Genomic DNA, 24,474 nt, shown 5'->3' on the forward strand with positions numbered 1-24,474 from the left:
CGCCGGAGCCTGCGCCGCCGCCCGCCGCGCGCGCGCCGAGGGAGCGCAACGACAGCTACTACAATACCAAGAGCCAGGTCTTCTCCGCGCTCATCGACACGATCGACCTGTCGCAGCTCGCCAAGCTCGACGCCGACACGGCGCGCGAGGAGATCCGCGATATCGTCAACGACATCATCGCCATCAAGAACTTCGCGATGTCGATCTCCGAGCAGGAGGAACTGCTGGAGGACATCTGCAACGATGTTCTCGGCTTTGGCCCGCTGGAGCCGCTGCTGGCGCGCGACGAGATCGCCGATATCATGGTGAACGGCGCGCGCAAGGTCTATATCGAGGTGAACGGCAAGGTCGAGCAGACCAATGTCCGCTTCCGCGACAACCAGCAGCTTTTGAACATCTGTCAGCGGATCGTCAGCCAGGTGGGCCGCCGGGTGGACGAGTCGAGCCCCATCTGCGATGCGCGCCTGCCCGACGGCTCGCGCGTCAACGTTATCGCGCCGCCGCTGGCGCTCGAGGGGCCGTCGCTGACCATCCGCAAGTTCAAGAAGGACAAGCTCACCCTCGACCAGCTGGTGCGCTACGGCTCCATCTCGCAGGAGGGGGCCGAGGTCCTGAAGATCATCGGTCGCGTGCGCTGCAACGTGGTCATCTCCGGCGGCACGGGCTCGGGCAAGACGACGCTCTTGAACTGCCTGACCAACTACATCGACCGGGACGAGCGGGTCATCACCTGCGAGGATTCGGCCGAGCTGCAGCTCCAGCAGCCGCATGTGGTGCGGCTGGAGACCCGCCCGCCCAATCTGGAGGGTGAGGGCGAGGTCACCATGCGCGACCTGGTCAGGAACTGCCTGCGCATGCGCCCGGAGCGCATCATCGTCGGCGAGGTGCGCGGGGCGGAGGTCTTCGACCTCCTGCAGGCGATGAACACCGGCCATGACGGCTCCATGGGCACCATCCACTCCAACAGCCCGCGCGAGTGCCTGAACCGCATGGAATCGATGGTCGCCATGGGCGGCTTCACCCTGCCGCAAAGGACCGTGCGCGAGATCATCGTCGGTTCCGTGGACGTCATCATCCAGGCCGCGCGCCTGCGTGACGGCACGCGCCGCATCACCCACATCACCGAGGTGGTCGGCATGGAGGGCGACGTGATCGTCACCCAGGACCTCGTCCTCTACGACATCGAAGGCGAGGACGCGGCAGGCCGCATCCTCGGCCGGCACCGGTCCACCGGCATCGGCCGCCCCGCCTTCTGGGAGCGCGCCCGCTACTATGGCGAGGAGACGCGGCTGGCGGCGGCCCTTGAGGCCATGGAAAAAGAGGTCGGGTGATGTTCGGGGTCGATCCGGCCGTGCTCGGCTTCGTCGTGCTCGCCGCCTGCAGCGCGGTCGCGGTCGCCTATGTTTTTCTTTTCGACACCATCACGAACGAAAAGAAGGCGGGCAAGCGGCTGGAAACCGTCAAGCGGGCCGAAACCGACCGGACGGTTGTGAAGGCCTCGCGCGACCGCATGGCCGAGGCGGCAAAGCGGCGCAAATCGATCCAGGAATCGCTGAAGGAGCTGGAATCGAAACAGAAGGACCGCCATCGCTACACGACGCGGCCGCCGTTGAAGGTGCAGTTGCGCCAGGCGGGCCTCGAAATGTCCGTCGAGCGGTTTTACCTGCTGTCCGGCCTGTGCGGGCTGGTGCTCACCCTTCTGGTGTTCCTCTCCGGCGCGCCGATCCTGACGCTGCCGGGCGCGCTGCTGGTCGGCGCCCTGGGCTTGCCGCGCTGGTTCGTCGCCTTCAGGCGCAAGCGCCGCGTGAAGGCCTTTCTGAACGAGTTTCCCAATGCGCTCGACGTGATCGTCCGGGCAGTGAAATCGGGCCTGCCGCTCAACGACTCGGTGCGCATGATCGCCAGCGAGGCGCGTGAGCCCGTGCGCACCGAGTTCCGGCGCATGGTCGAGGCGCAGCAACTCGGGCTTTCCAATGCCGAGGCCGCGTTGCGTATGGCTGAAACCATGCCCTGCCCGGAAGCCAATTTCTTCGGCATCGTCATCCAGATCCAGAGCCAGGCCGGAGGCAACCTGTCGGAGGCGCTCGGCAACCTCTCGCGCGTTCTGCGCGACCGCAAGAAGATGAAGGCGAAGGTGAAGGCGCTCTCCATGGAGGCCCGCGCCTCCGCCGTGATCATCGGCGCGCTGCCGGTCATCGTGGCCGTGCTCGTCCATCTGACGAGCCCCGATTACATCCGGCCGCTTTTCACCACCGCGTCGGGACACATCATTCTCGGCGCTTCGGCCATCTGGATGAGCATCGGCATCTTCGTCATGCGCCAGATGATCAATTTCGAGGTGTAGAATGGCGGAGAACGTCGTCGCGACGATCACCGATCCGAGCTTTCTGATCGCGCTCCTGGTGGCGGTCGCCGTCTTTGCCACCATCTTCACGCTGCTGCCCGTCTCCGGCGGCGACGTGCTGCGTGCGCGCATGAAGGCCGTTGCGCTGGAGCGGGAGGAACTCAGGGCCAGCCAGCGCGCGCGGCTGGCGGCGGAAGCCGAGCGCCGGCGGCGCGGCGGCCTACGCCAGGAGCAGTCCGCCGGCATGCGCGATATCGTCGAGCGTCTGGACCTGCGTCGCGCGCTCGCCGACGAGGCGACGGTGAACAAGCTGCGCACGGCGGGTTTCCGCGGGGAGAACCCGCTGACGAAGTTCCTCTTCTTTCGCCTCGTCCTGCCGCTCTTCGGCCTGGCCCTCACCGTCTTCTACATTTACGGCATGGGCGGACTTGCCGAGCAGCCGCTCTTCATCAAGCTCTTCGCCTGCATTCTCGGGGCTTATGCCGGCTTTTACACACCGGTGCTCTACATCTCCAATAAAGCCGCCAAGCGCAAGCAGTCCATCCAGATCGCCTGGCCGGACGCGCTCGACCTTCTCCTCATCTGCGTGGAATCGGGAATGTCCATGGAGGCGGCCTTCCGCCGGGTCGCGGACGAGATCGGCAGCCAGTCGGTGGCCCTGGCGGAGGAGTTCGTACTCACCAATGCCGAACTCTCCTTTCTCCAGGAGCGCAGGCAGGCTTATGAGAACCTGGCCAGCCGCACCGGCCTGGATTCGGTGAAAAGCGTGATGCAGGCTCTGATCCAGGCCGAGCGCTATGGCACGCCCGTCAGCAACGCCCTGCGTGTGCTCGCCGACGAAAGCCGGCAGATGCGCATGAACGAGGCAGAGAAAAAGGCTGCCGCCCTGCCGCCGAAGCTGACGGTGCCGATGATCCTGTTCTTCCTGCCCGTGCTCTTCGCCGTCATTCTCGGACCGGTCGGCATCCAACTCGTCGAGGACGGTCTGCTGGGGAATTGAAAGGCGCTGGAACGCGCTCTTTCAAACAGTATTCACGCCGGCTCCGTCGTCTCCGCGCAGGCGGCGCAATCGCCGCGGATCTCGATGGTCGTCTTGGCGGGCTTGAAACGGTGCGTGCGCACCCATGTGCCCAGCCGCTCCTGCACCGCCGCATCGCAGAATTCATCCACCTTTCCGCATTTTTCGCAGATCGCGAAAGCGATCATCTCGTGGCTGTGCTCGTGCGGCTGGCAGCAGGCGACGAAGGCGTTGATGCTTTCCAGCCGATGGACGAGGCCGAAGTCCTGAAGCTTTTCGAGCGCGCGATAGACCTGCAACGGCGCGCGGAACCCCTCCTCGCGCAAGCGGTCGAGAATCGTATAAGCGCTGAGCGGCCCGTCGGCCGCATCCAGCGCCCTGAGCACGAGGGACTGGTTTTTCGTCAGTTCGGGACGCGGATTCATGATGGTTGTCCTGTTTCGCGCGCACCGTAGGGTAGCTTGGCGAGGCTGAAAAGAAAGAGGACCAGCGCCGCCACGACGATCGACGGCCCGGAGGGCGTGTCGAACCGCAGAGATGCCGAAAGCCCGCCGACAACGGCCAGCGCGCCGGCGAAGGACGCCGCCACGGCCATGGTTTCAGGCGTGCCGGCAAAACGCCGGGCGGCGGCGGCCGGGATGATCAGCAGCGACGTGATCAAAAGAATGCCGACGATCTTCATGGCTATGGCGATCACCGCGGCCATCAGGAGCATGAAGATGAAGCGCGCGCGCTCCGGCCGCAGGCCCTCGGCCTCGGCGATCTCGGTGTTGACGGTGGCTGCCAGCAGCGGCCGCCAAAGCCAGGCCAGGACGACAAGCACCAGCGCGCCGCCGCCGTAGATCACGGCGATGTCGGCGCGCGAGACGGCCAGGATGTCGCCGAACAGAAAGCCCATCAGGTCAATTCGGATCCAGCTCATGAAGGCCACCATGACGAGGCCGAGTGCGAGGGTGGAATGCGACAGGATGCCGAGCAGCGCGTCGGTCGACAGCGTACCCTGCCTTTGCAGGAACAATAGGGCGATGGAGGCCAGCGCGGCGACGATGAAGACCCCGGCCATCAGGTTGATCTCGAACAGGAAGGCGAGCGCCACGCCGAGCAGCGCCGAGTGGGCCATGGTGTCGCCGAAATAGGCCATGCGCCGCCAGACCACGAAGCATCCGAGCGGCCCGACCGTCAGCGCCAGTCCCACTCCGGCGACCAGCGCGCGTGTGAAGAAGTCATCCAGCATCGTGCTTCTCCCCGCCGGCTTTTTCGTGGGCCGGCGTGTCGCCGTGTCCGTCGCAGCCGTCGGTGACGGTGCCGTCGGCCCGCCGCACACGTCCGTCGGCCAGATGGGTGTGGTCGTGGTGGTGGCGGTAGATCGCCAGCGTCTCGCCCGCGCGTGCCCCGAACAGGCGGACATATTCCGGGCTCCTCAGCACGTTCTCCGGCGTGCCCCGGCAGCACACGTGGCCATTGAGGCAGATCACCGTGTCCGTTTCCGCCATCACCACATGCAGGTCGTGGGAAATCAGAAGAATGCCGCAGCCGGTGCGGTCGCGGATGTCGCTGATGAGCTGGTAAAGGGCGATCTCGCCGGAAAAGTCCACCCCCTGCACCGGTTCGTCGAGCACCAGGAGGTCCGGCTTGCGCGCCAGGGCGCGGGCGAGCAGCGCGCGCTGGAACTCGCCGCCCGAGAGCTTCTGCACCTCGGCACCCGCCAGATGGGCGATGCCGGCCGCCTCGAGGGCCGTATCCACGTCGGCGCGGCCGATCTGGCCCGTCAGCCGCATCAGGCGCTCCACGCTCAACGGCAGGGTCCAGTCCACCGTCACCTTCTGCGGCACGTATCCGACCTTCAGCCCCGGCGCGCGCCGCACCTTGCCTTCGTCGGGCTTCAAAACGCCGAGGGCGGTCTTGACGGTGGTGCTCTTGCCCGAGCCGTTGGGGCCGATCAGGGTGACGATCTCGCCGCGCCGGACACTCAAATCCACGCCGCGGACCAGCCAGCGTCCGTCGCGCCGGATGCCGACATTGTGCATTTCCACCAGGGTGGCCGTGTCTTGCGCTGGGGCCTGCAACATTCATCCCGTGCCTTCTTGCCAACGCATATGGCACACGTTATAGCGTTACGCAATCCGAATGTAATATCATAACGTTTGTTCACCTGAGACGAGGGATCGCAAGATGATGAAACGCCGCCCGCTGCTTGCCGCTTCGGCACTGGCCACGCTCCTGTGCGCCGAGGCCGTCGCCGCCGAGAACGTCGTCGCCTCGATCAAGCCTGTCCACTCCCTGGTGGCCGCTGTGATGGAGGGCGCAGGCACGCCGGAGCTTCTGGTCAAGGGCGCCGGCTCCCCCCACACATATGCCATGCGGCCATCCGAGGCGGGCATGCTGGAAGATGCACAGGTGGTCTTCTGGGTCGGTCCCGAACTCGAGATCTTCCTGGACGACGCTCTGGATTCCCTGGCCGGCGATGCGCGCGTGGTCGCCCTTGCCGAGGCCCCGGGCGCGACCCTGCTCGACCAGCGCGAGGGTGGCCCCTTCGAGGCGCACAGCCACGACGACCATGACGGCCATCAGGACGAGCATGCTCACGCGGAAGGAGAGGAGCACCACGCGCACGAGGACGAGCACGGCGATCATGCCGGCCACGACAACCATGATGACAGGCATGCCCACGCGGGAGAGGAGGAGCATCACGCAGCGCACGACGATCACGATGAGGACCACGCGCATGAGGAGGAGCATGGCGGTCATGCCGGTCACGACCACGCCCATGGCGGGTTCGACCTGCACCTCTGGCTCGATCCCGAGAACGCCCGCGAGATGACGAGGCAGATCGCCGCGACTCTCGCCCAGGCGGATCCGGACAACGCGGCGATCTACGAGCGCAACGCCGATGCCCTCGACGCCCGCTTCGACGCGTTGATCGCCGAGACGAACGAAAAGCTCGCCGACGTTCGCCACAAGCCGTTCGTCGTCTTCCACGATGCCTACCAGTATTTCGAGCAGCGCTTCGACATCCCCGCCGCCGGCTCGATCACCGTCAGCCCGGACGCGCTGCCCGGCGCGCGCCGGCTCGGCGAAATCCAGGACAAGATCACCGAGCTCGGCGCGGCCTGCGTTTTCTCCGAGCCGCAGTTCGAGCCGAAGCTCGTCAACGTGGTGACGGAGGGGACCGGCGCGCATTCCGGCGTTCTCGACCCGCTGGGCGCCGACATCGAGGACGGGCCGGATCTCTATTTCACCCTCGTCGGCAATATGGCCGATTCACTCTCCGGCTGTCTGTCGGACGGCGCATAGCGCATCGTCGATCCCCGGCGGCGGCTCGCCGCCGACTCCCGACCGGCCGCGATGGCCGGTCTTTTTCGGTGCAGAGTAGTAATGTTATTACATTTGGAGGTATCAGAATGAGGATGAAACGAGGGGCACTGTCCGGCATCGGGCTGGCGGCTGTCCTGGCGCTCGGCCCCGCCCAGGCTGCCGATGAGGCCGAGAATGTCTGGCGACTTTTCGTCGCCGATCGCAACGCGCCCGTCATGCATGTGCTCGACGCGGCGAGCGGCGAGACGATCGAAAGCTTCACGCTCGAGAGCCAGGGCCGGCTTTATGCCAGCGAGAGCGGTGAGACAGTTTTCGCCGTCCAGGCCGATGGCAACGTCGCGGTCGCGTTTTCGACCGGTATCACCGAGGACGACCACGGAGATCACGCCGATCTCGACATCACTGCGCCCAAGGCGCTCGATGCGAAGATCGCCGGCGAAAAGCCCGTTCATTTCGTCGCCCATCACGGGGAGATCGCGATCTTTTTCGACGGTGAGGGCGTGGCACGGGTCGTCAGGGAAGCCGATCTTGCCGCCGGCGGCGCGCAGCCGCGTCTGGTCGAGACCGCCGATCCGCACCACGGTGTCGCCATCCCCATGGGCGCTTACACCATCGTCTCGGTACCCGACGAAGAGGATCCGTCAAGACTGCCCGTCGGCGTGCGCGTGCTGGACGCCGATGGGCAGCCTGTCGGAGAAATCGCCGAATGTCCGGGGCTTCACGGGGAGGCCGCCTCAGGACGCGTCGTCGCCATCGCCTGCGACACCGGCCTCCTCATCGTCCGCGCACCGGGTGGCACGCCGGAAATCGACCATCTCGCCTATGACGCCTCGCTCCCCGACGACGCCAAGGTGTCGACGCTCGTCGGCGGCAGGGGGCTTCAATATTTCCTGGGGAATTTCGGCAGCTCGGCCGTCGTGCTCATCGATCCCGAGGACGAGACTCCCTTCCGGCTGATCGAAATCCCGCTGCGGCGCGTGCACTTCGCCGTCGATCCCGTGCGGGCGAAATTCGCTTATGTCCTTACCGAGGACGGCCGCCTGCACCAGATCGACGTGCTGGCCGGCGAGATCGTTAAATCCGCCGCCGTCACCGAGCCCTATTCCATGGACGGGCACTGGAATGATCCGCGCCCGCGCATCGCGGTGGCGGGAGACGAGGTGATCGTCACCGATCCGCTGAACGGTGTCCTTCACGCGCTGGATGCGCGCTCCCTCGAAGAGACCCGGGAAATCCCGCTGGCGGGAGCGCCTTATGAGATCGTCGCCGTCGGCGGCTCGGGCGCGGTCCACGATTGAAAAGGGGTTTGCCCTGCGGCGCTAGCGCCGCAGGGCCTTTGCTCAGTGCCGGGCGAGCCAGTCGTCGACCTCGCGCTCGGCGTCTTCCTTTGCCTTCCCGTAGCGCTCCTGGATGCGCCCGACCAGTTCTTCGCGGTTCCCGGCGACGACGTCGAGGTCGTCATCCGTCAGCTTGCCCCATTGCTGCTGGGCCTGACCCTTGAACTGCTTCCAATTGCCCTTGACCTGTTCCCAGTTCATGCGCGTTGCTCCATTGTTCACTGTGTCCAGCAACGCTCTGGTCCGCACGGCGGTTCCGGAGGATGCGGGCAGATTGAACAGATGCCCGCAAGGACATAGTTATACCGGCAAATGGATATCCCGGCAGAGACCTCGCCCGCCTCCTTCCGGCCGCCGGCGCCCAGCCCGCGGCAGAAGCCGCCTTCGACCCTGCAGATGATGCGGATCGTCTACCGCAATCCGCTGGAACTGTGGGGCGAGCCGTCCTACAACGAGCCCTGGATCTCGATTTCCGGCGGCATCGGCGGCCCGCTGCTGATCGTCAACGATCCCGGCCTGATCCGCCATGTGCTGGTGGACAATGCGAAGAACTACAAAATGGCGCGTGTGCGCCAGAAGATCCTGCGCCCCATCCTGCGCGACGGACTTCTGACGGCGGAAGGGGATGTCTGGCGCCGTTCGCGCAAGGCGATGGCGCCCGTCTTCACGCCGCGCCACATCGCCGGGTTCGCCCGCCCGATGCTGGTGCAGGCGGAGGCATTCGCGAAGCGCTACGAAGAGAAGATCGGCGGCACGGTCGACGTCTCGCGCGACATGACCATGCTCACCTTCGACATCCTCGCCGAGACGCTGTTTTCCGGCGAGGTCGCCGGCGAGCCGGATGGCTTTGCCCGCCAGGTGGACCGGCTTTTCGAGACGATGGGCCGTGTCGACCCGCTGGATCTCCTTGGCGCTCCCGACTGGCTGCCGCGCATCACGCGAATCCTCGGCCGCAATTCGCTCGCCTTCTTCCGCGACATCGTCGCGCGCACCATGGAAATGCGGAAGGAGAAGCTGGCACGCGAGGGTGCGGCGCCGGAGGATTTTCTGACCCTGCTCCTCAGAGCCGAAGGGCCGGACGGGCTGACCCGCCAGGAGATCTCCGACAATATCATCACCTTCATCGGCGCCGGCCACGAGACCACGGCCCGTGCGCTCGGCTGGACGTTCTATTGCCTTGCGAACCTGCCGGAAGAGCGCGCGCGCATCGAGGCGGAGATCGACGCGGTGCTTGCCGCCGAACCCGACCCGGTGAAGTGGCTGGATTCAATGCCCCGCGCCCGCGCTGCTTTCGAAGAGGCGATGCGGCTCTACCCGCCCGCACCTTCCATCAATCGTGAGGCGGTCGAGGCCGACGCCTACGCGGATCTGGAGATCCCCCGGGGCATGCAGGTGCTCGTCATGCCCTGGACGGTGCACCGTCACCGCAAGCTGTGGGACGATCCGGAGGCCTACCGCCCCGCCCGCTTTCATCCCCAAAACCGCGAGTCGATCGGCCGCTTTCAGTATCTCCCCTTCGGCGCCGGCCCGCGCGTTTGCATCGGCGCCGGCTTCGCCATGCAGGAAGCCGTGATTGCCATGGCGGTGCTCATGTCGCGCTACCGCTTCGACCTTTTGCCTGAAACGAATCCATGGCCGGTGCAGAAGCTTACGACACAACCGCAAGGTGGCCTGCCCATGCGGGTAAGCCGGCGATAAGGCGATCAGCGACAGGGCGTGTAGATATTCTCGACATGCACCGGCCAGCGCCGCGGCAGCACCGCTATCAGATCATAGCGCACGCTCAGCCGCCCGAAATCGGGCTGGCGCGCAAGCCAGAGGTCGGCGGCCCCGTCGATGCGCTTCTGCGCAAACGGTCCCACGGCTTCCATCGCCTGTTCGAGTGTCGGCCGCGCCTTCACCTCGACGATGGCGACAAGCCGGCCGCGCCGGGCGATCAGGTCGATCTCGCCGAGCGGGGTGCGGAAACGGCGCGCCACGATGCGGTAGCCCTTGAGCATCAGCGCCAGCGCGGCGAGCCATTCGCCACGATGGCCTTTCCTATAGGCGCGTCGCCGCTTCTCGAGTGCGTCAGCCATCGTCGCCGGCCTTCTTGAGCGCCAGCAGCCGCTGATAGAGATCGGATTTCTTCGTCCCGGTCATGCGCGCCGCCTCGCCGGCCGCCTTGGACGCCGCCATCTCGGTGGAGAGCGCCAGGAGCAGGCGGTCGGTCTCGTCGGCGTCCCTCGGCGCTTCCAGCGGCGGGGCCACGCACACCACCACCTCGCCGCGCGGCGCGCCGGCCGCATCGTAATGGGCGGCAAGTTCGATGAGCGTTCCCCGTCGAACCTCCTCGAAGGCCTTGGTCAACTCACGTGCCACCACGGCTTCCCGGTCACCAAGCATTTCGGCCATAGCGGCAAGGCTCGCCGCCAGCCGGCGTGGCGATTCGAAGAAGACAAGTACGGAGGAAACCGTGGCGAGCGCCTCCAGCCGGCTTCTGCGTTGCCCCGCTTTGGCAGATAAGAAGCCGGCAAATAAAAATGAATCCGTCGGAAGTCCGGATGCCGTCAGCGCCGCCAGCACGGCGGAAGGACCGGGCACCGGCACCACGCGCACGCCCTTTTCCTGCGCCGCCCGGACCAGCCGGAAGCCCGGATCGGAGACGAGCGGCGTGCCGGCGTCGCTGGCGAGCGCGACACTTTTGCCTTCCGCGATCGCCGCGATCAGCCCCGGTGCGGCCTGGGCTTCGTTATGCTCGTGATAGGCCCTCATGCGCCGGCGGATGCCGTAGCGCTCCAGAAGCACGCGGGTGACCCGCGTGTCCTCGCATGCCAGTATGTCGGCGGCGGCGAGCGTTTCCAGCGCGCGCAGCGTGATGTCGGAAAGATTGCCGATCGGCGTGGCGACGAGATAGAGCGCCGGCTCCAGCGGCGGCGCCGCGATCTCCGCGCCGCCGATGACGAAACGCCCCTGCCTGCCGGATTCCTCGATTTTCACGCCTCACCTTCTTTGCGGCAATTGCGCACCGCGCCCCCAACGTCTTTGACATGGCGGACGGGCGGTTGCAAATTCCGCGCCTTCGGATGCGAAGACAGGGGGCGGACAGGTGAGCTTTTTCAAGGGCGGGTTCTCACGGGCGGTCTTGGCCCTCCTCTTGGCGGCCATTCTGACCGCGTGCGGCATGCAGCACGTCCCGTCCGGGTTGCCCGTGCCGCAGCCGGGCATCGATCCCGGATCCCGGCTGCCGCAGGCCGTGCAGGGTGAAACCATCGGCAATGGCGAGACACGGCTTGCGCTTCTCCTGCCGCTCAGCGGTGACGGCAACGGCGCCCGCGTGGCGGCCGAACTGAGAAACGCCGCACAGATGGCGGTGGACGACGCCGGCGCCGATTCGCTCCAGATCGTCGTCAAGGATACGGCGGGAAGGGAAGCCGGAGCCGCTGCCGCCGCACAAAGCGCGGCGGCCGAAGGTGCAGCACTGGTGCTGGGGCCGCTCTTTGCGCCCAATGTGCGTCAGGTCGCCTCGGTCCTCTCCCCCCAGCGTATCCCGGTCATGGCCTTTTCATCGGACCGAAGGGTGGCCGCGCCCGGCGTCTACCTCAATTCCTATCTGCCCGGCGGGCTTGTCGATCGGATCCTGACCTATGCCGTCGGGCAGGGATTTACGAGAGTGGTCGCCGTCGTGCCGAACGGCGCGGCCGGCGACCTTGCCGAGACGGAGGCGCGCCGCACCTTGCAGGGCCGTGGCGGCGAACTGGTGGCGCTTGCCCGCTACGACTATGACGGCGCCTCGCTCCAGGCAGCGGTGCGGGAGGTGGCGGTGGCGGTCGATCAGGCGGACGCCGTCTTCCTGCCCGACGGCGGCAACACTCCCGGCGCCGTCGCGTCCACGCTCACGTCCCTGGGCGTCGACCTTTCCGGCAAGAAGCTGCTCGGCACCGGGCAGTGGGCAAGCGCCGACCTTTCCGATCCGTCCCTTCAGGGTGCCTGGTTCGCCGACACCGACCACGCGCGGCTGGAGGCATACAAGCGCAAATACGCGCAACGCTTCGGCGCCGAGCCGTCTGTCACCTCGGCGCTCGCCTATGATGCGGTCATTCTCGCGGCACGCCTGGCCCGGCAGGGCGGTGCGGCCGCCTTCACCCCGGCCAATCTGCAGGTCACAACCGGTTATGCCGGCTATACCGGCACCTTTCGCTTCCGCGCCGACGGCACGACGCAACGCAATTATGCGGTCTACGAGGTGGCCGACGGCCAAGCCCGTCTCTTGAGCCCCGCATCGGGGAATTTCGCCGGGTTCTGAAGGCGTTCGGGCGGAAGGAAAAATCCCGGCGTCACCGCGCGAGGTCGGCCACCAGTGCGTCGAGCACCGCCATGCCCGCCGGCGTCGCCCTCAGGCGGGAATTGCCGACCGGCGCGACCAGCCCTTCCGCGCGCAGGAGCGTCACGCGTTCGGGCGCCAGCGCGCGGCCGGAAAGCTGTGCATAACGTTGAAGGTCGATCCCTTCGGCAAGCCGCAGCCCCATCAGCAGGAACTCGTCCGCCTCTTCCGTGCGCGACAGCACCTCGCCGCCCGTCACGCCGGTGTTCTTCCGTTCCACCAGGTCCAGCCAGGTTTCCGGATGCCTCTCGGTGAAGGTGACGATGCGCCGGCCGTTCTCGACGAAGCGCCCGTGCGCCCCCGGCCCTGCGCCGACATATTCCCCGTAGCGCCAGTAGATCAGGTTGTGCCGGCTCTCCGCTCCAGGCCGGGCGTGGTTGGAGATTTCGTAGGCCGGCAGGCCGCGGGCCGCCGTCACCTCCTGAGTCGCCTCGTAGAGGTCGGCGGCGCGGTCCGCATCCGGTACCGCCAGCCTGCCCGCCTTGTGCAGCGCGTAGAACGGCGTGCCCTCCTCGAGGGTGAGCTGATAGAGCGACAGGTGGTCGGCCGCGTGGCCGATGGCGCTCTCGAGCTCCGCCCGCCAGGCCTCGACCGTTTGCCCGGGCCGGGCATAGATGAGGTCGAAGGAGAGGCGCGGAAAGATCTCGCGGGCAAGGCGCACGGCGGCAAGCGCCTCCTCGACCGTATGCAGCCGTCCGAGGAAGCGCAGGTCGCGGTCGTCCAAGGCCTGCACGCCGAGCGAGACGCGGTCGACCCCGGCGGCGCGATAGCCGCGGAAGCGCTCCGCTTCCACCGAGGAGGGGTTGGCCTCCAGGGTGATTTCCACGCCGTCCGGCACGGTCCAGTGCGCCGCCACCGCTTCGAGGATCGCGCCGACCGTTTCCGGCGCCATCAGGGACGGTGTGCCGCCGCCCAGAAAGATGCTGGAGACGGTGCGCGGGCCGGTGCGTTCGCGCATGGCGGCAAGCTCGCGTCGAAAGGCGGCGGCGAAGCGCTGTTGGTCCACCGGCTGGTGGCGCACATGGCTGTTGAAGTCGCAGTAGGGGCACTTGGCCGCGCAGAACGGCCAGTGCACGTAGACGCCGAAGCCGGGGCCGTCCGCCAGGCCCTGTGTCATGCAACCCCCAGCCGCGCCCGGGCGAAGGTCCTGAACGCCCGCGCACGATGCGACAGCGCTTCTTCATGCCCCGGCTTCCAGCCGTGCTTTTCCTCGGCGGTCATTTCGCCGAAAGTCCGTTCATGACCGTCAGGCTGGAAGACGGGATCGTAGCCGAAGCCGAGGTTCCCGCGCGGCGGCCAGATGAGGTGGCCTGGCGCCTCGCCGCGGTAATATTCCGCCTCGCCATCGGGAAAGCACAGGCACAGGACCGCCACGAAGCGTGCCCGCCGCTCGTCCGGCGTCGACGCGCCTTTTTCCCGCAACAGCTTCTCCACCTTCTCCATTGCGACGTAAAAATCGCGGCTGCCGTCGGAAAGGGTCGCCCAGTCGGCCGTGTGGACGCCCGGCCGGCCGTCCAGCGCCTCGGCACACATGCCCGAATCGTCGGAAAGGGCCGGCAGCCCGGTCGCCTTGGCGGCGGCGAAGGCCTTGATATAGGCGTTTTCCTCGAAGGTGGTGCCGGTTTCCTCCGGCTCCGGCAGACCCAGCTCCCCGGCCGAATGCACCTCGTAGCCGAAGGGCGCCAGGAGCCCGTCGAACTCGCCGAGCTTGCCCGCATTGTGGCTGGCCAGAACGAATCTCCTGCCGTCGATCGCTCTCACGAGATCCCCCAGATGCGCGGTTCGGCGAATTCCAGCGAGTTGCCGAACGGGTCGCGAAAATAGATGGAACGGCCCCCTTTCGGCCATTCGAAATCGGCCTCGATGGCGATGCCTTGCGCCTCGAGATGCTTTCTCCAGGCTTCGATCTCCTTGGCGCCGGCCGAAAAGCACAGGTGTCCCGGACCGCGCGCGCCGTGCGGCGGCACCGGAAGCCGCGCATCGGGCGGCGGCGGAATTTCCGTGGCATCGGGGTCGAACAGAAGGACCACCGCATTCCCGCAGCGGAAGAAGACGTGCCGCCCTTCAACCTTCGTTATGCGTTCCAGGCCGAGTATATCGCCGTAGAAGCGCTCGGCCTCCTCAAGGTCGTTCACATACAGCGCCGCTTCGAGTATGCCCGCCGGCTTCATCGCAAATGCCTCTAGGAAACCGCCATCTTCTGCAGTTCGACCAGCCGGGTAACGCCCTTGCGGGCAAGTCCCAGGAGTTGCATGAACTCGTCCTCCGAGAACGGCGTCCCCTCGGCCGTTCCCTGGATCTCGACGATGCCGCCCTTGCCGGTCATGACGAAATTGGCGTCCGTCTCCGCCGCCGAATCCTCGGCATAATCGAGGTCGAGCACCGGCTGGCCGCCGAAAATCCCGCAGGAGATCGCAGCCACGTGGTCCTTGAGGACGCGTTCGAGCGTGATCATCTGCCGTGTCTGCATCCAGGACAGGCAATCGTGGAGCGCGACGAAGCCGCCGGTGATCGCCGCCGTGCGCGTGCCGCCGTCAGCCTGGAGCACGTCGCAATCGACCGTGATCTGCATCTCGCCCAGCGCCTGCAGATCCACAACCGAGCGCAGGCTGCGGCCCACCAGGCGCTGGATCTCCAGCGTGCGGCCGCCCTGCTTTCCGGATGCCGCCTCGCGGCGCATGCGATCGCCCGTCGAGCGCGGCAGCATGCCGTATTCCGCCGTTACCCAGCCCTTGCCCGAGTTGCGCAGCCAGGAGGGCACCCTTTCTTCCAGGCTGGCGGTGCACAGGACCTGCGTGTCGCCGAACCTGACGAGGCAAGAACCCTCCGCATGCCTGGAGATGCCGCGTTCGAAGCTCACGGCGCGCATTTCGTCGGGTTGCCGTCGTGATGGTCGCATGGGTGTCGCTCTCCGGCTTTTGGCTTGATGGCTGGTCGCTCGTGCGCGGCTTTTAGCTTTCCAGGCGGCGCGACGCAAAGGAAAACGGGAATGGGCATGCGCCGTCGCGGCAGTTGTGTTCGTCCCGCCCCTGCTTATATTTCGGGAAGGAGGCAGAGACGCATGACCAAGCCAGTCACGGATCAGAACCTTCAATCCATGGATGCGCGATCGCGCGACATCTTCCGTCTTCTCGTCGAGACCTATCTGCGCGAGGGCGAGCCGGTCGGCTCGCGCAATCTTTCGCGCCTTTTGTCGACGCAGCTTTCGCCGGCCACCGTGCGCAACGTGATGAGCGACCTTGAACAGTTGGGTCTCATCTATGCCCCGCATATCTCGTCCGGCCGCCTGCCGACCCAGCAGGGGCTGCGCTTCTTCGTCGACGCCTTCATGGAGATCGGTGACCTGTCGGAAGAAGAACGGCAGGTGATCGAGGCGCAGGTCAGGGCCGCCGGCAATGGCCAGTCGCTCGAACACATGCTGACCGAGGCCAGCCAGATGCTTTCCGGCCTCTCCCGTGGCGCCGGCGTTGTGCTGGCGGCCAAGACCGAGGCGCCGCTGAAGCATATCGAATTCATCCAGCTCGAACCGACCAAGGCGCTCGCGGTGCTGGTCTCGCAGAACGGAGAGGTGGAAAACCGTGTTCTCGATCTGCCGGCCGGCGTGACCGCGTCGCAGCTCGTCGAGGCCTCGAACTTCCTGAACGCGCATATTCGCGGCCGCACGCTCGCCGAGGCGCGCAACGAGGTCGAGCGGCTCAAGGAGGAGACCCGCGCCGCCCTGGATTCGCTGTCCCAGTCGCTGGTCGAGCAGGGCCTGGCGGTTTGGGCCGGTCAGGACAGCGACGTACCTGCGCGACTCATCGTGCGCGGCCGGGCGAACCTGCTCGAAAACGTCACCGCCCAGGCCGATATCGAACTCCTGCGCCATCTCTTCCAAGACCTGGAGACCAAGGAGGGCCTGATCCAGCTTCTGGAGCTGGCCGAGGAAGGGCACGGCGTGCGCATTTTCATCGGCTCGGAGAACAAGCTCTTTTCACTCTCCGGCTCGTCGCTGATTGTTGCGCCCTATCACGACCAGGAATCGCGGGTCATCGGCGCGCTCGGCATCATCGGCCCGACGCGGCTCAACTATGCGCGCATCGTGCCGATGGTCGACTATACGGCCCAGCTCGTGGGCCGGCTTTTGCGTTAAGCACGGGGGAGGGGACGTGTTCGGCCTGATTGGAAAGATGCGCGCCCAGCCGGGCAGGCGCGTGGCGCTCATCGCGCTCCTGCTCGACTCGAGCGGCGAGATGCCCGGCTGCCTCAGCTATGTGATCGCCGGCGACGAGCAGGACGAGGACGCGATCTGGATCACGGAGGTTTGGGAGAGCGAAGAAAGCCACAAGGCCGCGCTCTCCCTGCCCGGGGTGCGCGCCGCGATCGAGGAGGCCCGGCCCCTGATCGCCGGCTTCGAAATGCATATCCGCACCGTTCCCATGGGAGGGACGGGACTTCCGCCCGCGCCCCGCGGTTCTTAGCAGCCCCTTGATTTCGCGGTCCCGAACCTCGATATCCGGCCCGACTATCGCAAGGATAACCGCAAGACGGACAGGCAATGAGTACACACCCCAAGGACGACAACGCACCGCAGAACGAAAACCCCGAGGAAGAGGTTGTCCAGGCCGAGGCCGAGGCGGCGCCCGCGGAGGGCGAGGGCAACGAGGCCGGCGTGTCGGAAGAGGATGTCCTCGTGCGCCTGGCCCAGGAGAACGAAGAATTGAAAGAGCGCGCGATGCGGCTTGCCGCGGAAATGGAGAATCTCCGCAAGCGCACCCAGCGCGATGTCGTCGACGCCCGCAATTTCGGCATCGCCAACTTCGCTCGCGACATGCTGACGGTCTCGGACAATCTCCAGCGCGCGCTCGAAGCGGTGCCGGCGGAAGCCCGCGAGAATGCGGAGCCCGGCCTCAAGGCGCTGATAGAGGGCGTCGAGATGACCGAGCGCGCCATGCTGTCGACGCTAGAGCGCCACGGCGTCAAGCGCATCGACCCCCAGGGCGAAAAATTCGACCCGCATTTCCACCAGGCCATGTTCGAGGTCCCGAATCCGGAGGTTCCGGCCAATACGGTGGTGCAGGTGGTGCAGACCGGCTATGTGATCGCAGATCGCGTTCTGCGGCCGGCCATGGTGGGTGTTGCCAAAGGCGGCCCGAAGGGGGAGGCCGCAAATGACCAGCCTGCCAACGGCGAAGACGGTGTTACCGATACCAATGCCCGAGATTCGGCGTCTTAGGCAAGACCGCAGGTGTTGCCCGCTTTCGGCCAACGTGTGATCGCCCCCGGCGTCCGTTCCCTCGCGTCATCCCGGAAGCCCGAAGGGCTATCCGGGACCCATTGGTCAGAACATTATCGAGAACGGCCCGGTTCTCGATGATGCTGTCTCAGAACCGGGAGCGTTTTCTGTGGAAAACGGCCGCGCCTCTCAATGGGGCCCGGCTCGGCGCGGCTTTGCCGCTTGGCCGGGATGACGGCAGGAGGCGACCGTGGCTCAACCTGTCCAGTTCACCGTTTCCGTGAAACGGTGAACTGATCTAGATTTAAAGCAGCCCCGCCTGCTGGGCCGTGTCCTTGAGGCTCGTCTGCAGGCGCGGGCCGATCTGTCCGATCACCTGCGCAGCCGCCAGAGAGCCCAGTCGGGCACAGTCCGCCAGGCCCCGCCCCCGGGTGTAGCCGTAGAGGAAGCCGGCGGCGTAAAGGTCGCCGGCGCCGGTGGTGTCGACCACATTGCTCACCGGCATCGCATCCACCGCCACTTTCTCCTCGTGTGTCATGGCGATCGACCCGTTCTCCGAGCGGGTGACGACGGCAAGCCGGCAGTCGGCGCGGATGGCCTCCAGAGCCGTCTCGAAGGAGGCGGTCTGGTAGAGCGACATCAGCTCGTGCTCGTTGGCGAAGACGATGTCCACCGTGCCCGAGCGCATCAGCTCCAGGAATTCCTGGCGATAGCGGTCGACGCAGAAGGGGTCGGACAGCGACATGGAAACCTCGCGGCCGGCGGCATGGGCGATCTCGGCCGTCGTGCGGATGGCCTCCTTCGCCCGCGGCGGGTCCCACAGATAGCCCTCGAAATAGGCAACCTTGGCGGCGCGCGCCTTGTCCTCCTCGACATCCTCGGGGCCAAGCTCCACGCAGGCGCCGAGATAGGTGTTCATGGACCGCTCGCCGTCGGCGGTGACGAAGATCATCGAACGCGCGGTCGGCGGATGGCCCATCAGCGGCCGCGTATCGAAGGCCACTCCCTGGGCGCGGATGTCGTGGGCATAGACCTCGCCCAGATGATCGTTCGAAACCTTGCCGAAGAAGGCCGCCGTGCCGCCCAGCCCGGCCACGCCCGCCGCCGTGTTCCCGGCGCTGCCGCCCGAAGTCTCGACGGCAGGGCCCATCCGCTCGTAAAGAAGCGCGGAGCGCTCGACGTCGATCAGGTTCATCGCACCCTTGATGATGTCGTTGTCGACGAGAAACGCTTCGTCGCAGCGGGCGATGATGTCCACGATGGCGTTGCCGATGCAAAGCACGTCGAAATCAGGCATGAATATCTCCGATCTGGGGCCGGACGGCCGAAGGCAGGATGGGTTTCGGGGGGGTTTATCGTCTTGGCCGCACTTTTGCAAAGTCGGGAAGGAGCCCCGCAGCCGGGCCGGCATGCCGCATTACGCAAAAAAGTGCCGCCGTGGCGGAGGGGAAGCCACGGCGGCCTTGCAGTATGTGCGGCAGCCGGAGAGGGGGTAGGCTGCCGCCATATGTCCGGTTCAGGCGGGGGACGGGCCATTCCCGGACTCGGCGGAATATTGCCGATCCCCCATATTTTGTTCGCGAAAACGACTATTCAAGGGCCGGAAGATTACACCTTCGTAATATTTACGTTACCTCTTGCGGTCGCGTCATGATGTGGCGGCAAGCCGATTTCGCCGAATGTCTAAAGGATGGACAGCGCAGACGCGCCGCGCTACCCGTTTGACCCATGAAAAAAGGTGATCATCTTTTCCTTGTCGACGGCTCGGGCTACATCTTTCGAGCCTATCACGCCCTTCCTCCCCTGGCCCGCAAGTCCGACGGACTGCCGGTCGGCGCCGTGTCGGGCTTCTGCAATATGCTGTGGAAGCTCCTGCGCAATGCGCGCGATACGGATGTCGGCGTCACGCCGACCCATTTCGCCGTCATCTTCGATTATTCCTCCAAGACATTCCGCAACGAGCTCTATCCCGAGTACAAGGCCAACCGCACCGAGCCGCCGGAAGATCTGATCCCGCAATTCGGCCTGATCCGCGAGGCAACGCGGGCCTTCGATCTGCCCTGCATCGAGATGGAGGGCTTCGAGGCCGACGATCTCATCGCCACCTATGCGCGGCTGGCGGTGGAGGCGGGCGGCGATGCCACCATCATCTCCTCCGACAAGGATCTGATGCAGCTCGTGGGGCCGTGCGTGGCCATGTACGATCCCATGAAGGATCGCGAGATCCGCGTGCCGGAAGTGATCGAGAAATTCGGCGTGCCGCCGGAGAAGATGATCGACCTGCAGGCACTGACGGGCGACACGATCGACAACGTGCCCGGCGTACCCGGAATCGGGCCGAAGACGGCGGCGCAGCTTCTCGATGAATATGGCGATCTCGACACGCTGCTTTCCCGCGCGCACGAGATCAAGCAGAACAAGCGGCGCGAGAACCTGACTACGCATGCCGACAATGCGCGCATCTCGCGCGAGCTCGTGCGGCTGAAGAACGACGTGCCGGTGGATTCGCCGCTCGATTCCCTGGCGCTCAACCCGCCGGACGGGCCGAAGCTGATCGCCTTTCTGAAGACGATGGAATTCTCCTCGCTCACCCGGCGCGTTGCCGAGGCGACCGGTACCGATGCGGGCGAGGTCGAGCCTGCTCCCGTCGCGGTGGAGGCCGGCGGCGCCGTGCACGGGCCGGACCTTACTGTGCCTGCCTCCGGGACCGAGGAGCCGGGCGCCGAGGGCGAGGTGGCGCCCGACAGGACCGACGGCGCCAATACGCCGCAGACGCTTGCCAAAAAGCTGGCCGAGGCGGCGGCGGCCGAGCCGATCGACCATTCCGGCTATGTCTGCATTCGCGATCTGGAGACGCTGAACCATTGGGTCGACGAGGCGCGCGAGACCGGCCTTCTCGCCTTCGACACCGAGACCTCCTCGCTCGATCCGATGCAGGCGGAGCTGTGCGGTTTTTCGCTTGCCACCGCGCCCGGCCGGGCGGCCTACGTGCCGTTGAACCACAAGAGCGGCAACAGCGACCTTCTGGGCGGCGGGCTGCTCGACGGGCAGATCGAACAGGACGCCGCGCTCGCCGTGCTGCGCCCGCTCCTGCAGGATCCCTCGGTGTTGAAGATCGGCCAGAACCTCAAGTTCGACTGGCTGCTGCTTTACCGGCACGGCATCGACGTGGCGCCTTACGACGACACCATGCTTATCTCCTACGTGCTGGAAGCGGGCATTCAGGCGCACGGCATGGATGCACTTTCGGAGCGCTGGCTGGGCCACATGCCACTCTCCTACAAGGACCTGACGGGCTCCGGCCGATCGAAGGTGACCTTCGACATGGTCGATCTCGAGCGCGCCACGACCTATGCCGCCGAGGACGCCGATATCACGCTCCGGCTCTGGAAGGTTCTCAAGCCGCGGCTGGCGGCGAATGGACTCGTCTCCGTCTACGAGCGGCTGGAGCGGCCGATGATTTCGGTCATCGGCCGGATGGAGCACCGCGGCATAACGGTCGACCGGCAGATCCTTTCCCGCATGTCGGGCGACTTCGCGCAGACGGCGGCCGCCATGGAGGAGGAGATCTACGAACTCGCCGGCGGCCGCTTCACCATCGGCTCGCCCAAGCAGTTGGGCGAAATCCTCTTCGGGCGGATGGGCCTTCCCGGCGGGGCGAAGACCAAGTCCGGCCAGTGGTCGACCTCGGCCCAGGTGCTGGAAGAACTCGCCGCCGCCGGGCACGAGCTGCCGCGCAAGATCGTCGACTGGCGCCAGGTCACCAAGCTGAAGTCCACGTACACGGACGCGCTCCCCGGCTACATCCATCCCGAGACGGGGCGCGTTCACACTTCCTATTCACTCGCCTCCACAACGACCGGGCGGCTGTCCTCCTCCGAGCCCAACCTGCAGAATATCCCGGTGCGGACGCCGGAGGGCCGCAAGATCCGCACGGCCTTCATCGCCGCCCCCGGCCGCAAGCTGATCTCCGCGGACTACAGCCAGATCGAGCTCAGGGTGCTCGCCCACGTGGCCGACATCCCCCAATTGAAGCAGGCCTTCGCCGACGGGCTCGACATCCACGCAATGACCGCCTCGGAGATGTTCGGCGTGCCGGTGGAAGGCATGCCCGGCGAGGTGCGCCGGCGCGCCAAGGCGATCAATTTCGGCATCATCTACGGGATATCGGCGTTCGGACTCGCCAACCAGCTCGCTATCCCGCGCGAGGAGGCCGGCGCCTACATCAAGCGCTATTTCGAGCGCTTTCCAGGAATCCGGGACTACATGGACCGCACCAAGGCCTTCTGCCGAGAGAAGGGCTATGTCGAGACGATCTTTGGCCGCCGCGCGCACTATACCGAGATCCGCTCGTCGAACCCCTCCGTGCGCGCCTTCAACGAGCGCGCCGCCATCAACGCGCCGATCCAGGGTTCGGCGGCCGACATCATCCGCCGTGCCATGGCCCGCATGGACGCGGCCCTTGCCGACGCCGGGCTCGGCAATGTCGACATGCTCCTGCAGGTGCACGACGAGCTCGTCTTCGAGGCGCCGGAGGAGGCGGTGGAAGCGGCGATCCCCGTCATCCGCACGGTGATGGAGGGCGCGGCCTGGCCCGCCCGCGCCCTGTCGGTGCCGCTGAAGGTGGATGCGCGCGCCGCCGACAATTGGGAAGAGGCGCACTAGGTTTCGAGTGCACATGTTCCCCCTTCACGGAAGGGCCGCCGCTTTTCACTCCTCCGACGCGTCATCCCGCCCAAGGGAGCGCAAGCGACCGCGAGCCGGGATCCATTCCGGAACCTGTATGAGCCACGGAATGGATCCCGGACAGCCTGCGCTATCGCTCCGGCTTCCGGGATGACGGCGGGTGGAGGCGCTCAGGCCGCGTCCTTCCACTTGATCGAGCAGCCCATGGAGGGGATCTGGTCCTGAGGCCCCTTGCCCGTCTCCGCCACCTGGACCATCGCCTCGTAAAGGTCGCGCCTGAGATCCCCTGCACCTTCCTCCTTGCGGGAGGCGTCAAGTCGACCGCGGTACTGCAGCTTCAAATCGGCGTTGAAGCCGAAGAAGTCCGGCGTACACACGGCGTCGTAGGCGCGCGCCACGGTCTGGTCCGCGTCGTGGAGGTAGGGGAAGGTGAAGTCGTGCTCGCGGGCGAATGCCGCCATATTGTCGAAGGAGTCCTCGGGGTAGGTCTCGGCATCGTTCGCATTGATGGCGACGAAGCCGATGCCGTGCGCCTTGAGATCGTTTGCATCGCGCACGATACGGCGGATCACGGCCTTCACATACGGACAGTGATTGCAGATGAAGGCCACGACCAGTCCGTTCGGTCCGGCCTGGTCGAAGATCCTGTGCTGCTTGCCGTCCGTGCCGGGCAGGGTGGCGTCCACCGCCGGCCATCCGAATTCGCAAACGGGCGGAACTGCTGCCATCGTTCTTTCCTCCGTTTTCTCTTCAGCCGCTTGTTCGCGGCACGTGGTCAAATCTCAGGCGCCTGCTGCCGCCTCACGTAGGGCGGCAATGTTCCGCGCATAGGCGGTCTCGCCCTCACCCCTGAACAATGCCGAGCCGGCGACCAGCACATTGGCACCGGCCTCCACCATGGCGCCCGCGCTTTCCGTCGATACCCCGCCGTCCACCTGAATGTCGATCGGCCGGCCGCCGACCATGGCGCGGATGCGGCGGATCTTTTCGAGCGTTGCCGGAATGAAAGCCTGGCCGCCGAAGCCCGGATTGACCGTCATGACCAGGATCAGGTCGACCGTATCCAGCACATACTCGACCGCACTCTCCGGCGTCGCGGGATTGAGCGAGACGCCGGCCCTCTTGCCGAGCTTGCGGATGGCCTGCAACGAACGGTGAAGATGCGGCCCGGCCTCGGCGTGGACAGTGATGCTGTCGCAGCCGGCTTCCGCGAAGGCGGCGATATAGGGATCGGCCGGCGCGATCATCAGATGGCAGTCGAAGGGCTTGTCGGTACGATCCCGGATCGCCTTCACCACCGGCGGGCCGAAGGTGATGTTGGGGACGAAATGTCCGTCCATCACGTCGAGATGGATCCAGTCCGCGCCCGCCGCCGCAACCGTGGCGACCTCCTCGCCCAGGCGGGAGAAATCGGCGGCGAGGATGGAGGGGGCGATCAGCGTCTGGCGCGCGGGCATGCGGTTTCCTCTGTTGCGTTGGGAAGGTGCGCCGCCGCAACTCGATGAGCAATACGCACGTCATCCCGCCCTCGCCCTTCGACCCGTCGGCAAGCTCAGGGCTCAGGGTGAGGGCTCATATTGCGCCCGCTTCAATCCGCCGAAATCGCGGTGAGCGGGCCATGCCTTGCCCTCATCCTGAGCCTGTCGAAGGACGACGGCAAGGCGCGCACTCTCGCTCTAACCGCTGCCCCGAGACTTGTCGAGACGTCTCAAAGCCGCGTCACCATGCGGTGCGATGGCGGGTGGATCATGCTGACCAGCGTGATCGGGCGCTCGCGCAGCCAGGTGATGCGCTCGCCCACGAACACCGGCTCGCCGGCGCGCAGTTGCAGCACGGCCGCTTCCTCCGGGCCCGCGGCCGCGGCGCGGAAGGTGAACTCGGCCTCGGTGAAGGGTGCGTTCTCCACCAGCCATTCGTTGGGGCTGACGGTCTCGAAATCGGCCGTGCGCGCACCCGGCACGGCGTCGAGATTGATCCAGCGGTCCTCGAGCTGGTAGGGCGCGTTGTCGGCCAGATGCAGGCAGCGCACACGAAGCAGCGGCACGCCATTGTCGAGTCCGAGGCGTGCACGCACGATCTCCGGCGGGGAGGGCTCCTCGCGGCTCAGGAGCCGGTATCGGTACGTTGCCCCGCGTCCCTCGATCTCCTGGCGCACCAGTGGGATGACGAAGCGGGCTTCGCGCACCGGGTGCAGCG

General features: G+C 66.2%; 25 protein-coding genes. 11 read left to right on the forward strand and 14 right to left on the reverse strand.

What is annotated here, in order from left to right; all coding sequences use genetic code 11:
* From ACFP9U_RS13455 to ACFP9U_RS13465, 3 genes are all read left to right on the forward strand, one after another.
* On the forward strand, positions 1–1,331 hold a 1,331-nt coding region (locus ACFP9U_RS13455), incomplete at its 5' end, for a CpaF family protein (RefSeq protein ID WP_378622131.1).
* Positions 1,331–2,344, forward strand: coding sequence for a type II secretion system F family protein (locus ACFP9U_RS13460; RefSeq protein WP_378622133.1), 1,014 nt, complete (start codon positions 1,331–1,333; stop codon positions 2,342–2,344). The genes ACFP9U_RS13455 and ACFP9U_RS13460, both read left to right, overlap by 1 nt.
* Position 2,345: 1 nt before the next feature.
* Positions 2,346–3,344, forward strand: coding sequence for a type II secretion system F family protein (locus tag ACFP9U_RS13465; RefSeq protein ID WP_378622134.1), 999 nt, complete (start codon positions 2,346–2,348; stop codon positions 3,342–3,344).
* Between the two features lie 32 nt (positions 3,345–3,376).
* Here the strand turns inward: ACFP9U_RS13465 and ACFP9U_RS13470 are convergent, their stop codons facing one another.
* The 3 genes from ACFP9U_RS13470 to ACFP9U_RS13480 are packed head-to-tail and all read right to left on the reverse strand — an operon-like array spanning position 3,377 to position 5,431.
* Complete coding sequence (locus ACFP9U_RS13470) at positions 3,377–3,787, reverse strand: Fur family transcriptional regulator (RefSeq protein WP_378622136.1); 411 nt, start codon at positions 3,785–3,787, stop codon at positions 3,377–3,379.
* Positions 3,784–4,596 carry a zinc ABC transporter permease subunit ZnuB gene (znuB, locus tag ACFP9U_RS13475; RefSeq protein WP_378622137.1) on the reverse strand — a complete coding sequence of 271 codons (813 nt, stop codon included), beginning with the start codon at positions 4,594–4,596 and terminating at the stop codon, positions 3,784–3,786. Before znuB ends, ACFP9U_RS13470 begins: the two co-directional genes overlap by 4 nt.
* Entirely contained in the window at positions 4,586–5,431 is an 846-nt protein-coding gene (locus ACFP9U_RS13480) for an ATP-binding cassette domain-containing protein (protein WP_378622139.1), read from the reverse strand. The genes znuB and ACFP9U_RS13480 overlap by 11 nt, the downstream gene beginning before the upstream one ends.
* Positions 5,432–5,534: 103 nt before the next feature.
* On the opposite strand from ACFP9U_RS13480, the gene ACFP9U_RS13485 reads away from it, so the two are divergent.
* On the forward strand, positions 5,535–6,656 hold the full coding sequence (locus tag ACFP9U_RS13485) for a zinc ABC transporter substrate-binding protein (RefSeq protein WP_378622141.1): 1,122 nt from the start codon (positions 5,535–5,537) through the stop codon (positions 6,654–6,656).
* A 107-nt stretch (positions 6,657–6,763) separates the two neighbouring features.
* Positions 6,764–7,975, forward strand: a complete 1,212-nt coding sequence (gene aztD, locus ACFP9U_RS13490) for a zinc metallochaperone AztD (protein ID WP_378622142.1) — start codon at positions 6,764–6,766, stop codon at positions 7,973–7,975.
* 42 nt (positions 7,976–8,017) lie between these two features.
* Here aztD and ACFP9U_RS13495 read toward each other — a convergent pair whose 3' ends face one another.
* Positions 8,018–8,215, reverse strand: a complete 198-nt coding sequence (locus ACFP9U_RS13495) for a CsbD family protein (protein ID WP_322451120.1) — start codon at positions 8,213–8,215, stop codon at positions 8,018–8,020.
* A 111-nt stretch (positions 8,216–8,326) separates the two neighbouring features.
* On the opposite strand from ACFP9U_RS13495, the gene ACFP9U_RS13500 reads away from it, so the two are divergent.
* Entirely contained in the window at positions 8,327–9,712 is a 1,386-nt protein-coding gene (locus ACFP9U_RS13500; RefSeq protein WP_378622144.1) for a cytochrome P450, read from the forward strand.
* Between the two features lie 5 nt (positions 9,713–9,717).
* On the opposite strand, the gene ACFP9U_RS13505 is transcribed toward ACFP9U_RS13500, so the two are convergent.
* Positions 9,718–10,092 (reverse strand): YraN family protein, encoded by a 375-nt coding sequence (locus ACFP9U_RS13505; protein WP_378622145.1) that lies wholly within the window; start codon positions 10,090–10,092, stop codon positions 9,718–9,720.
* Positions 10,085–10,987, reverse strand: a complete 903-nt coding sequence (gene rsmI / locus ACFP9U_RS13510) for a 16S rRNA (cytidine(1402)-2'-O)-methyltransferase (RefSeq protein WP_378622161.1) — start codon at positions 10,985–10,987, stop codon at positions 10,085–10,087. The genes ACFP9U_RS13505 and rsmI overlap by 8 nt, the downstream gene beginning before the upstream one ends.
* Before the next feature lie 115 nt (positions 10,988–11,102).
* Here rsmI and ACFP9U_RS13515 point away from each other — a divergent pair, with 115 nt between their 5' ends.
* Positions 11,103–12,299, forward strand: a complete 1,197-nt coding sequence (locus tag ACFP9U_RS13515; RefSeq protein ID WP_378622147.1) for a penicillin-binding protein activator — start codon at positions 11,103–11,105, stop codon at positions 12,297–12,299.
* 31 nt (positions 12,300–12,330) lie between these two features.
* On the opposite strand, the gene hemW is transcribed toward ACFP9U_RS13515, so the two are convergent.
* From hemW to rph, 4 genes are read right to left on the reverse strand one after another with little or no spacing between them, the layout of a single operon-like run.
* The gene (gene hemW / locus ACFP9U_RS13520) at positions 12,331–13,494 is read right to left on the reverse strand and encodes a radical SAM family heme chaperone HemW (protein ID WP_378622149.1); all 1,164 of its coding nucleotides are present in this window, start codon (positions 13,492–13,494) and stop codon (positions 12,331–12,333) included.
* The gene (locus tag ACFP9U_RS13525) at positions 13,491–14,138 is read right to left on the reverse strand and encodes a non-canonical purine NTP pyrophosphatase (protein WP_378622150.1); all 648 of its coding nucleotides are present in this window, start codon (positions 14,136–14,138) and stop codon (positions 13,491–13,493) included. The genes hemW and ACFP9U_RS13525 overlap by 4 nt, the downstream gene beginning before the upstream one ends.
* Entirely contained in the window at positions 14,135–14,548 is a 414-nt protein-coding gene (locus ACFP9U_RS13530; RefSeq protein WP_378622151.1) for a VOC family protein, read from the reverse strand. The genes ACFP9U_RS13525 and ACFP9U_RS13530 overlap by 4 nt, the downstream gene beginning before the upstream one ends.
* Positions 14,549–14,559: 11 nt before the next feature.
* Positions 14,560–15,276, reverse strand: a complete 717-nt coding sequence (gene rph, locus ACFP9U_RS13535; RefSeq protein ID WP_378622152.1) for a ribonuclease PH — start codon at positions 15,274–15,276, stop codon at positions 14,560–14,562.
* A gap of 162 nt (positions 15,277–15,438) precedes the next feature.
* On the opposite strand from rph, the gene hrcA reads away from it, so the two are divergent.
* The 3 genes from hrcA to grpE all read left to right on the forward strand — a co-directional run bounded on the left by hrcA (position 15,439) and on the right by grpE (position 17,592).
* Positions 15,439–16,509 carry a heat-inducible transcriptional repressor HrcA gene (hrcA, locus tag ACFP9U_RS13540; RefSeq protein WP_378622153.1) on the forward strand — a complete coding sequence of 357 codons (1,071 nt, stop codon included), beginning with the start codon at positions 15,439–15,441 and terminating at the stop codon, positions 16,507–16,509.
* A 16-nt stretch (positions 16,510–16,525) separates the two neighbouring features.
* Entirely contained in the window at positions 16,526–16,837 is a 312-nt protein-coding gene (locus tag ACFP9U_RS13545; protein ID WP_378622154.1) for a putative quinol monooxygenase, read from the forward strand.
* Between the two features lie 77 nt (positions 16,838–16,914).
* A complete protein-coding gene (gene grpE / locus ACFP9U_RS13550; RefSeq protein WP_378622155.1) occupies positions 16,915–17,592 on the forward strand; it encodes a nucleotide exchange factor GrpE in 678 nt (225 codons plus the stop codon).
* A 304-nt stretch (positions 17,593–17,896) separates the two neighbouring features.
* On the opposite strand, the gene ACFP9U_RS13555 is transcribed toward grpE, so the two are convergent.
* Complete coding sequence (locus tag ACFP9U_RS13555; protein WP_378622156.1) at positions 17,897–18,889, reverse strand: adenosine kinase; 993 nt, start codon at positions 18,887–18,889, stop codon at positions 17,897–17,899.
* A gap of 431 nt (positions 18,890–19,320) precedes the next feature.
* Between ACFP9U_RS13555 and polA the strand changes: the two genes are divergently transcribed.
* On the forward strand, positions 19,321–22,257 hold the full coding sequence (gene polA / locus ACFP9U_RS13560; RefSeq protein ID WP_378622157.1) for a DNA polymerase I: 2,937 nt from the start codon (positions 19,321–19,323) through the stop codon (positions 22,255–22,257).
* Between the two features lie 191 nt (positions 22,258–22,448).
* Here the strand turns inward: polA and ACFP9U_RS13565 are convergent, their stop codons facing one another.
* The 3 genes from ACFP9U_RS13565 to ACFP9U_RS13575 form a co-directional block, all read right to left on the reverse strand.
* Positions 22,449–23,006, reverse strand: a complete 558-nt coding sequence (locus tag ACFP9U_RS13565) for a thioredoxin family protein (protein ID WP_378622158.1) — start codon at positions 23,004–23,006, stop codon at positions 22,449–22,451.
* 54 nt (positions 23,007–23,060) lie between these two features.
* Positions 23,061–23,735, reverse strand: a complete 675-nt coding sequence (gene rpe / locus ACFP9U_RS13570) for a ribulose-phosphate 3-epimerase (RefSeq protein ID WP_378622159.1) — start codon at positions 23,733–23,735, stop codon at positions 23,061–23,063.
* A gap of 251 nt (positions 23,736–23,986) precedes the next feature.
* Positions 23,987–24,474 (reverse strand): GntR family transcriptional regulator (locus tag ACFP9U_RS13575; protein ID WP_378622160.1); only part of this gene is annotated, 488 nt, incomplete at its 5' end.

The sequence above is a fragment of the Nitratireductor sp. GCM10026969 genome (assembly GCF_042660605.1).
Classification (GTDB): Bacteria; Pseudomonadota; Alphaproteobacteria; order Rhizobiales; family Rhizobiaceae; genus Chelativorans.

Coding starts and splice junctions, on each gene's coding strand:
- ACFP9U_RS13460 (WP_378622133.1), top strand. CDS start 1,331: ATGTTCGGGGTCGATCCGGCCGTGCTCGGCTTCGTCGTGCTCGCCGCC.
- ACFP9U_RS13465 (WP_378622134.1), top strand. CDS start 2,346: ATGGCGGAGAACGTCGTCGCGACGATCACCGATCCGAGCTTTCTGATC.
- ACFP9U_RS13470 (WP_378622136.1), bottom strand. CDS start 3,787: ATGAATCCGCGTCCCGAACTGACGAAAAACCAGTCCCTCGTGCTCAGG.
- znuB (WP_378622137.1), bottom strand. CDS start 4,596: ATGCTGGATGACTTCTTCACACGCGCGCTGGTCGCCGGAGTGGGACTG.
- ACFP9U_RS13480 (WP_378622139.1), bottom strand. CDS start 5,431: ATGTTGCAGGCCCCAGCGCAAGACACGGCCACCCTGGTGGAAATGCAC.
- ACFP9U_RS13485 (WP_378622141.1), top strand. CDS start 5,535: ATGATGAAACGCCGCCCGCTGCTTGCCGCTTCGGCACTGGCCACGCTC.
- aztD (WP_378622142.1), top strand. CDS start 6,764: ATGAGGATGAAACGAGGGGCACTGTCCGGCATCGGGCTGGCGGCTGTC.
- ACFP9U_RS13495 (WP_322451120.1), bottom strand. CDS start 8,215: ATGAACTGGGAACAGGTCAAGGGCAATTGGAAGCAGTTCAAGGGTCAG.
- ACFP9U_RS13500 (WP_378622144.1), top strand. CDS start 8,327: ATGGATATCCCGGCAGAGACCTCGCCCGCCTCCTTCCGGCCGCCGGCG.
- ACFP9U_RS13505 (WP_378622145.1), bottom strand. CDS start 10,092: ATGGCTGACGCACTCGAGAAGCGGCGACGCGCCTATAGGAAAGGCCAT.
- hemW (WP_378622149.1), bottom strand. CDS start 13,494: ATGACACAGGGCCTGGCGGACGGCCCCGGCTTCGGCGTCTACGTGCAC.
- ACFP9U_RS13530 (WP_378622151.1), bottom strand. CDS start 14,548: ATGAAGCCGGCGGGCATACTCGAAGCGGCGCTGTATGTGAACGACCTT.
- rph (WP_378622152.1), bottom strand. CDS start 15,276: ATGCGACCATCACGACGGCAACCCGACGAAATGCGCGCCGTGAGCTTC.
- hrcA (WP_378622153.1), top strand. CDS start 15,439: ATGACCAAGCCAGTCACGGATCAGAACCTTCAATCCATGGATGCGCGA.
- grpE (WP_378622155.1), top strand. CDS start 16,915: ATGAGTACACACCCCAAGGACGACAACGCACCGCAGAACGAAAACCCC.
- ACFP9U_RS13555 (WP_378622156.1), bottom strand. CDS start 18,889: ATGCCTGATTTCGACGTGCTTTGCATCGGCAACGCCATCGTGGACATC.
- polA (WP_378622157.1), top strand. CDS start 19,321: ATGAAAAAAGGTGATCATCTTTTCCTTGTCGACGGCTCGGGCTACATC.
- ACFP9U_RS13565 (WP_378622158.1), bottom strand. CDS start 23,006: ATGGCAGCAGTTCCGCCCGTTTGCGAATTCGGATGGCCGGCGGTGGAC.
- rpe (WP_378622159.1), bottom strand. CDS start 23,735: ATGCCCGCGCGCCAGACGCTGATCGCCCCCTCCATCCTCGCCGCCGAT.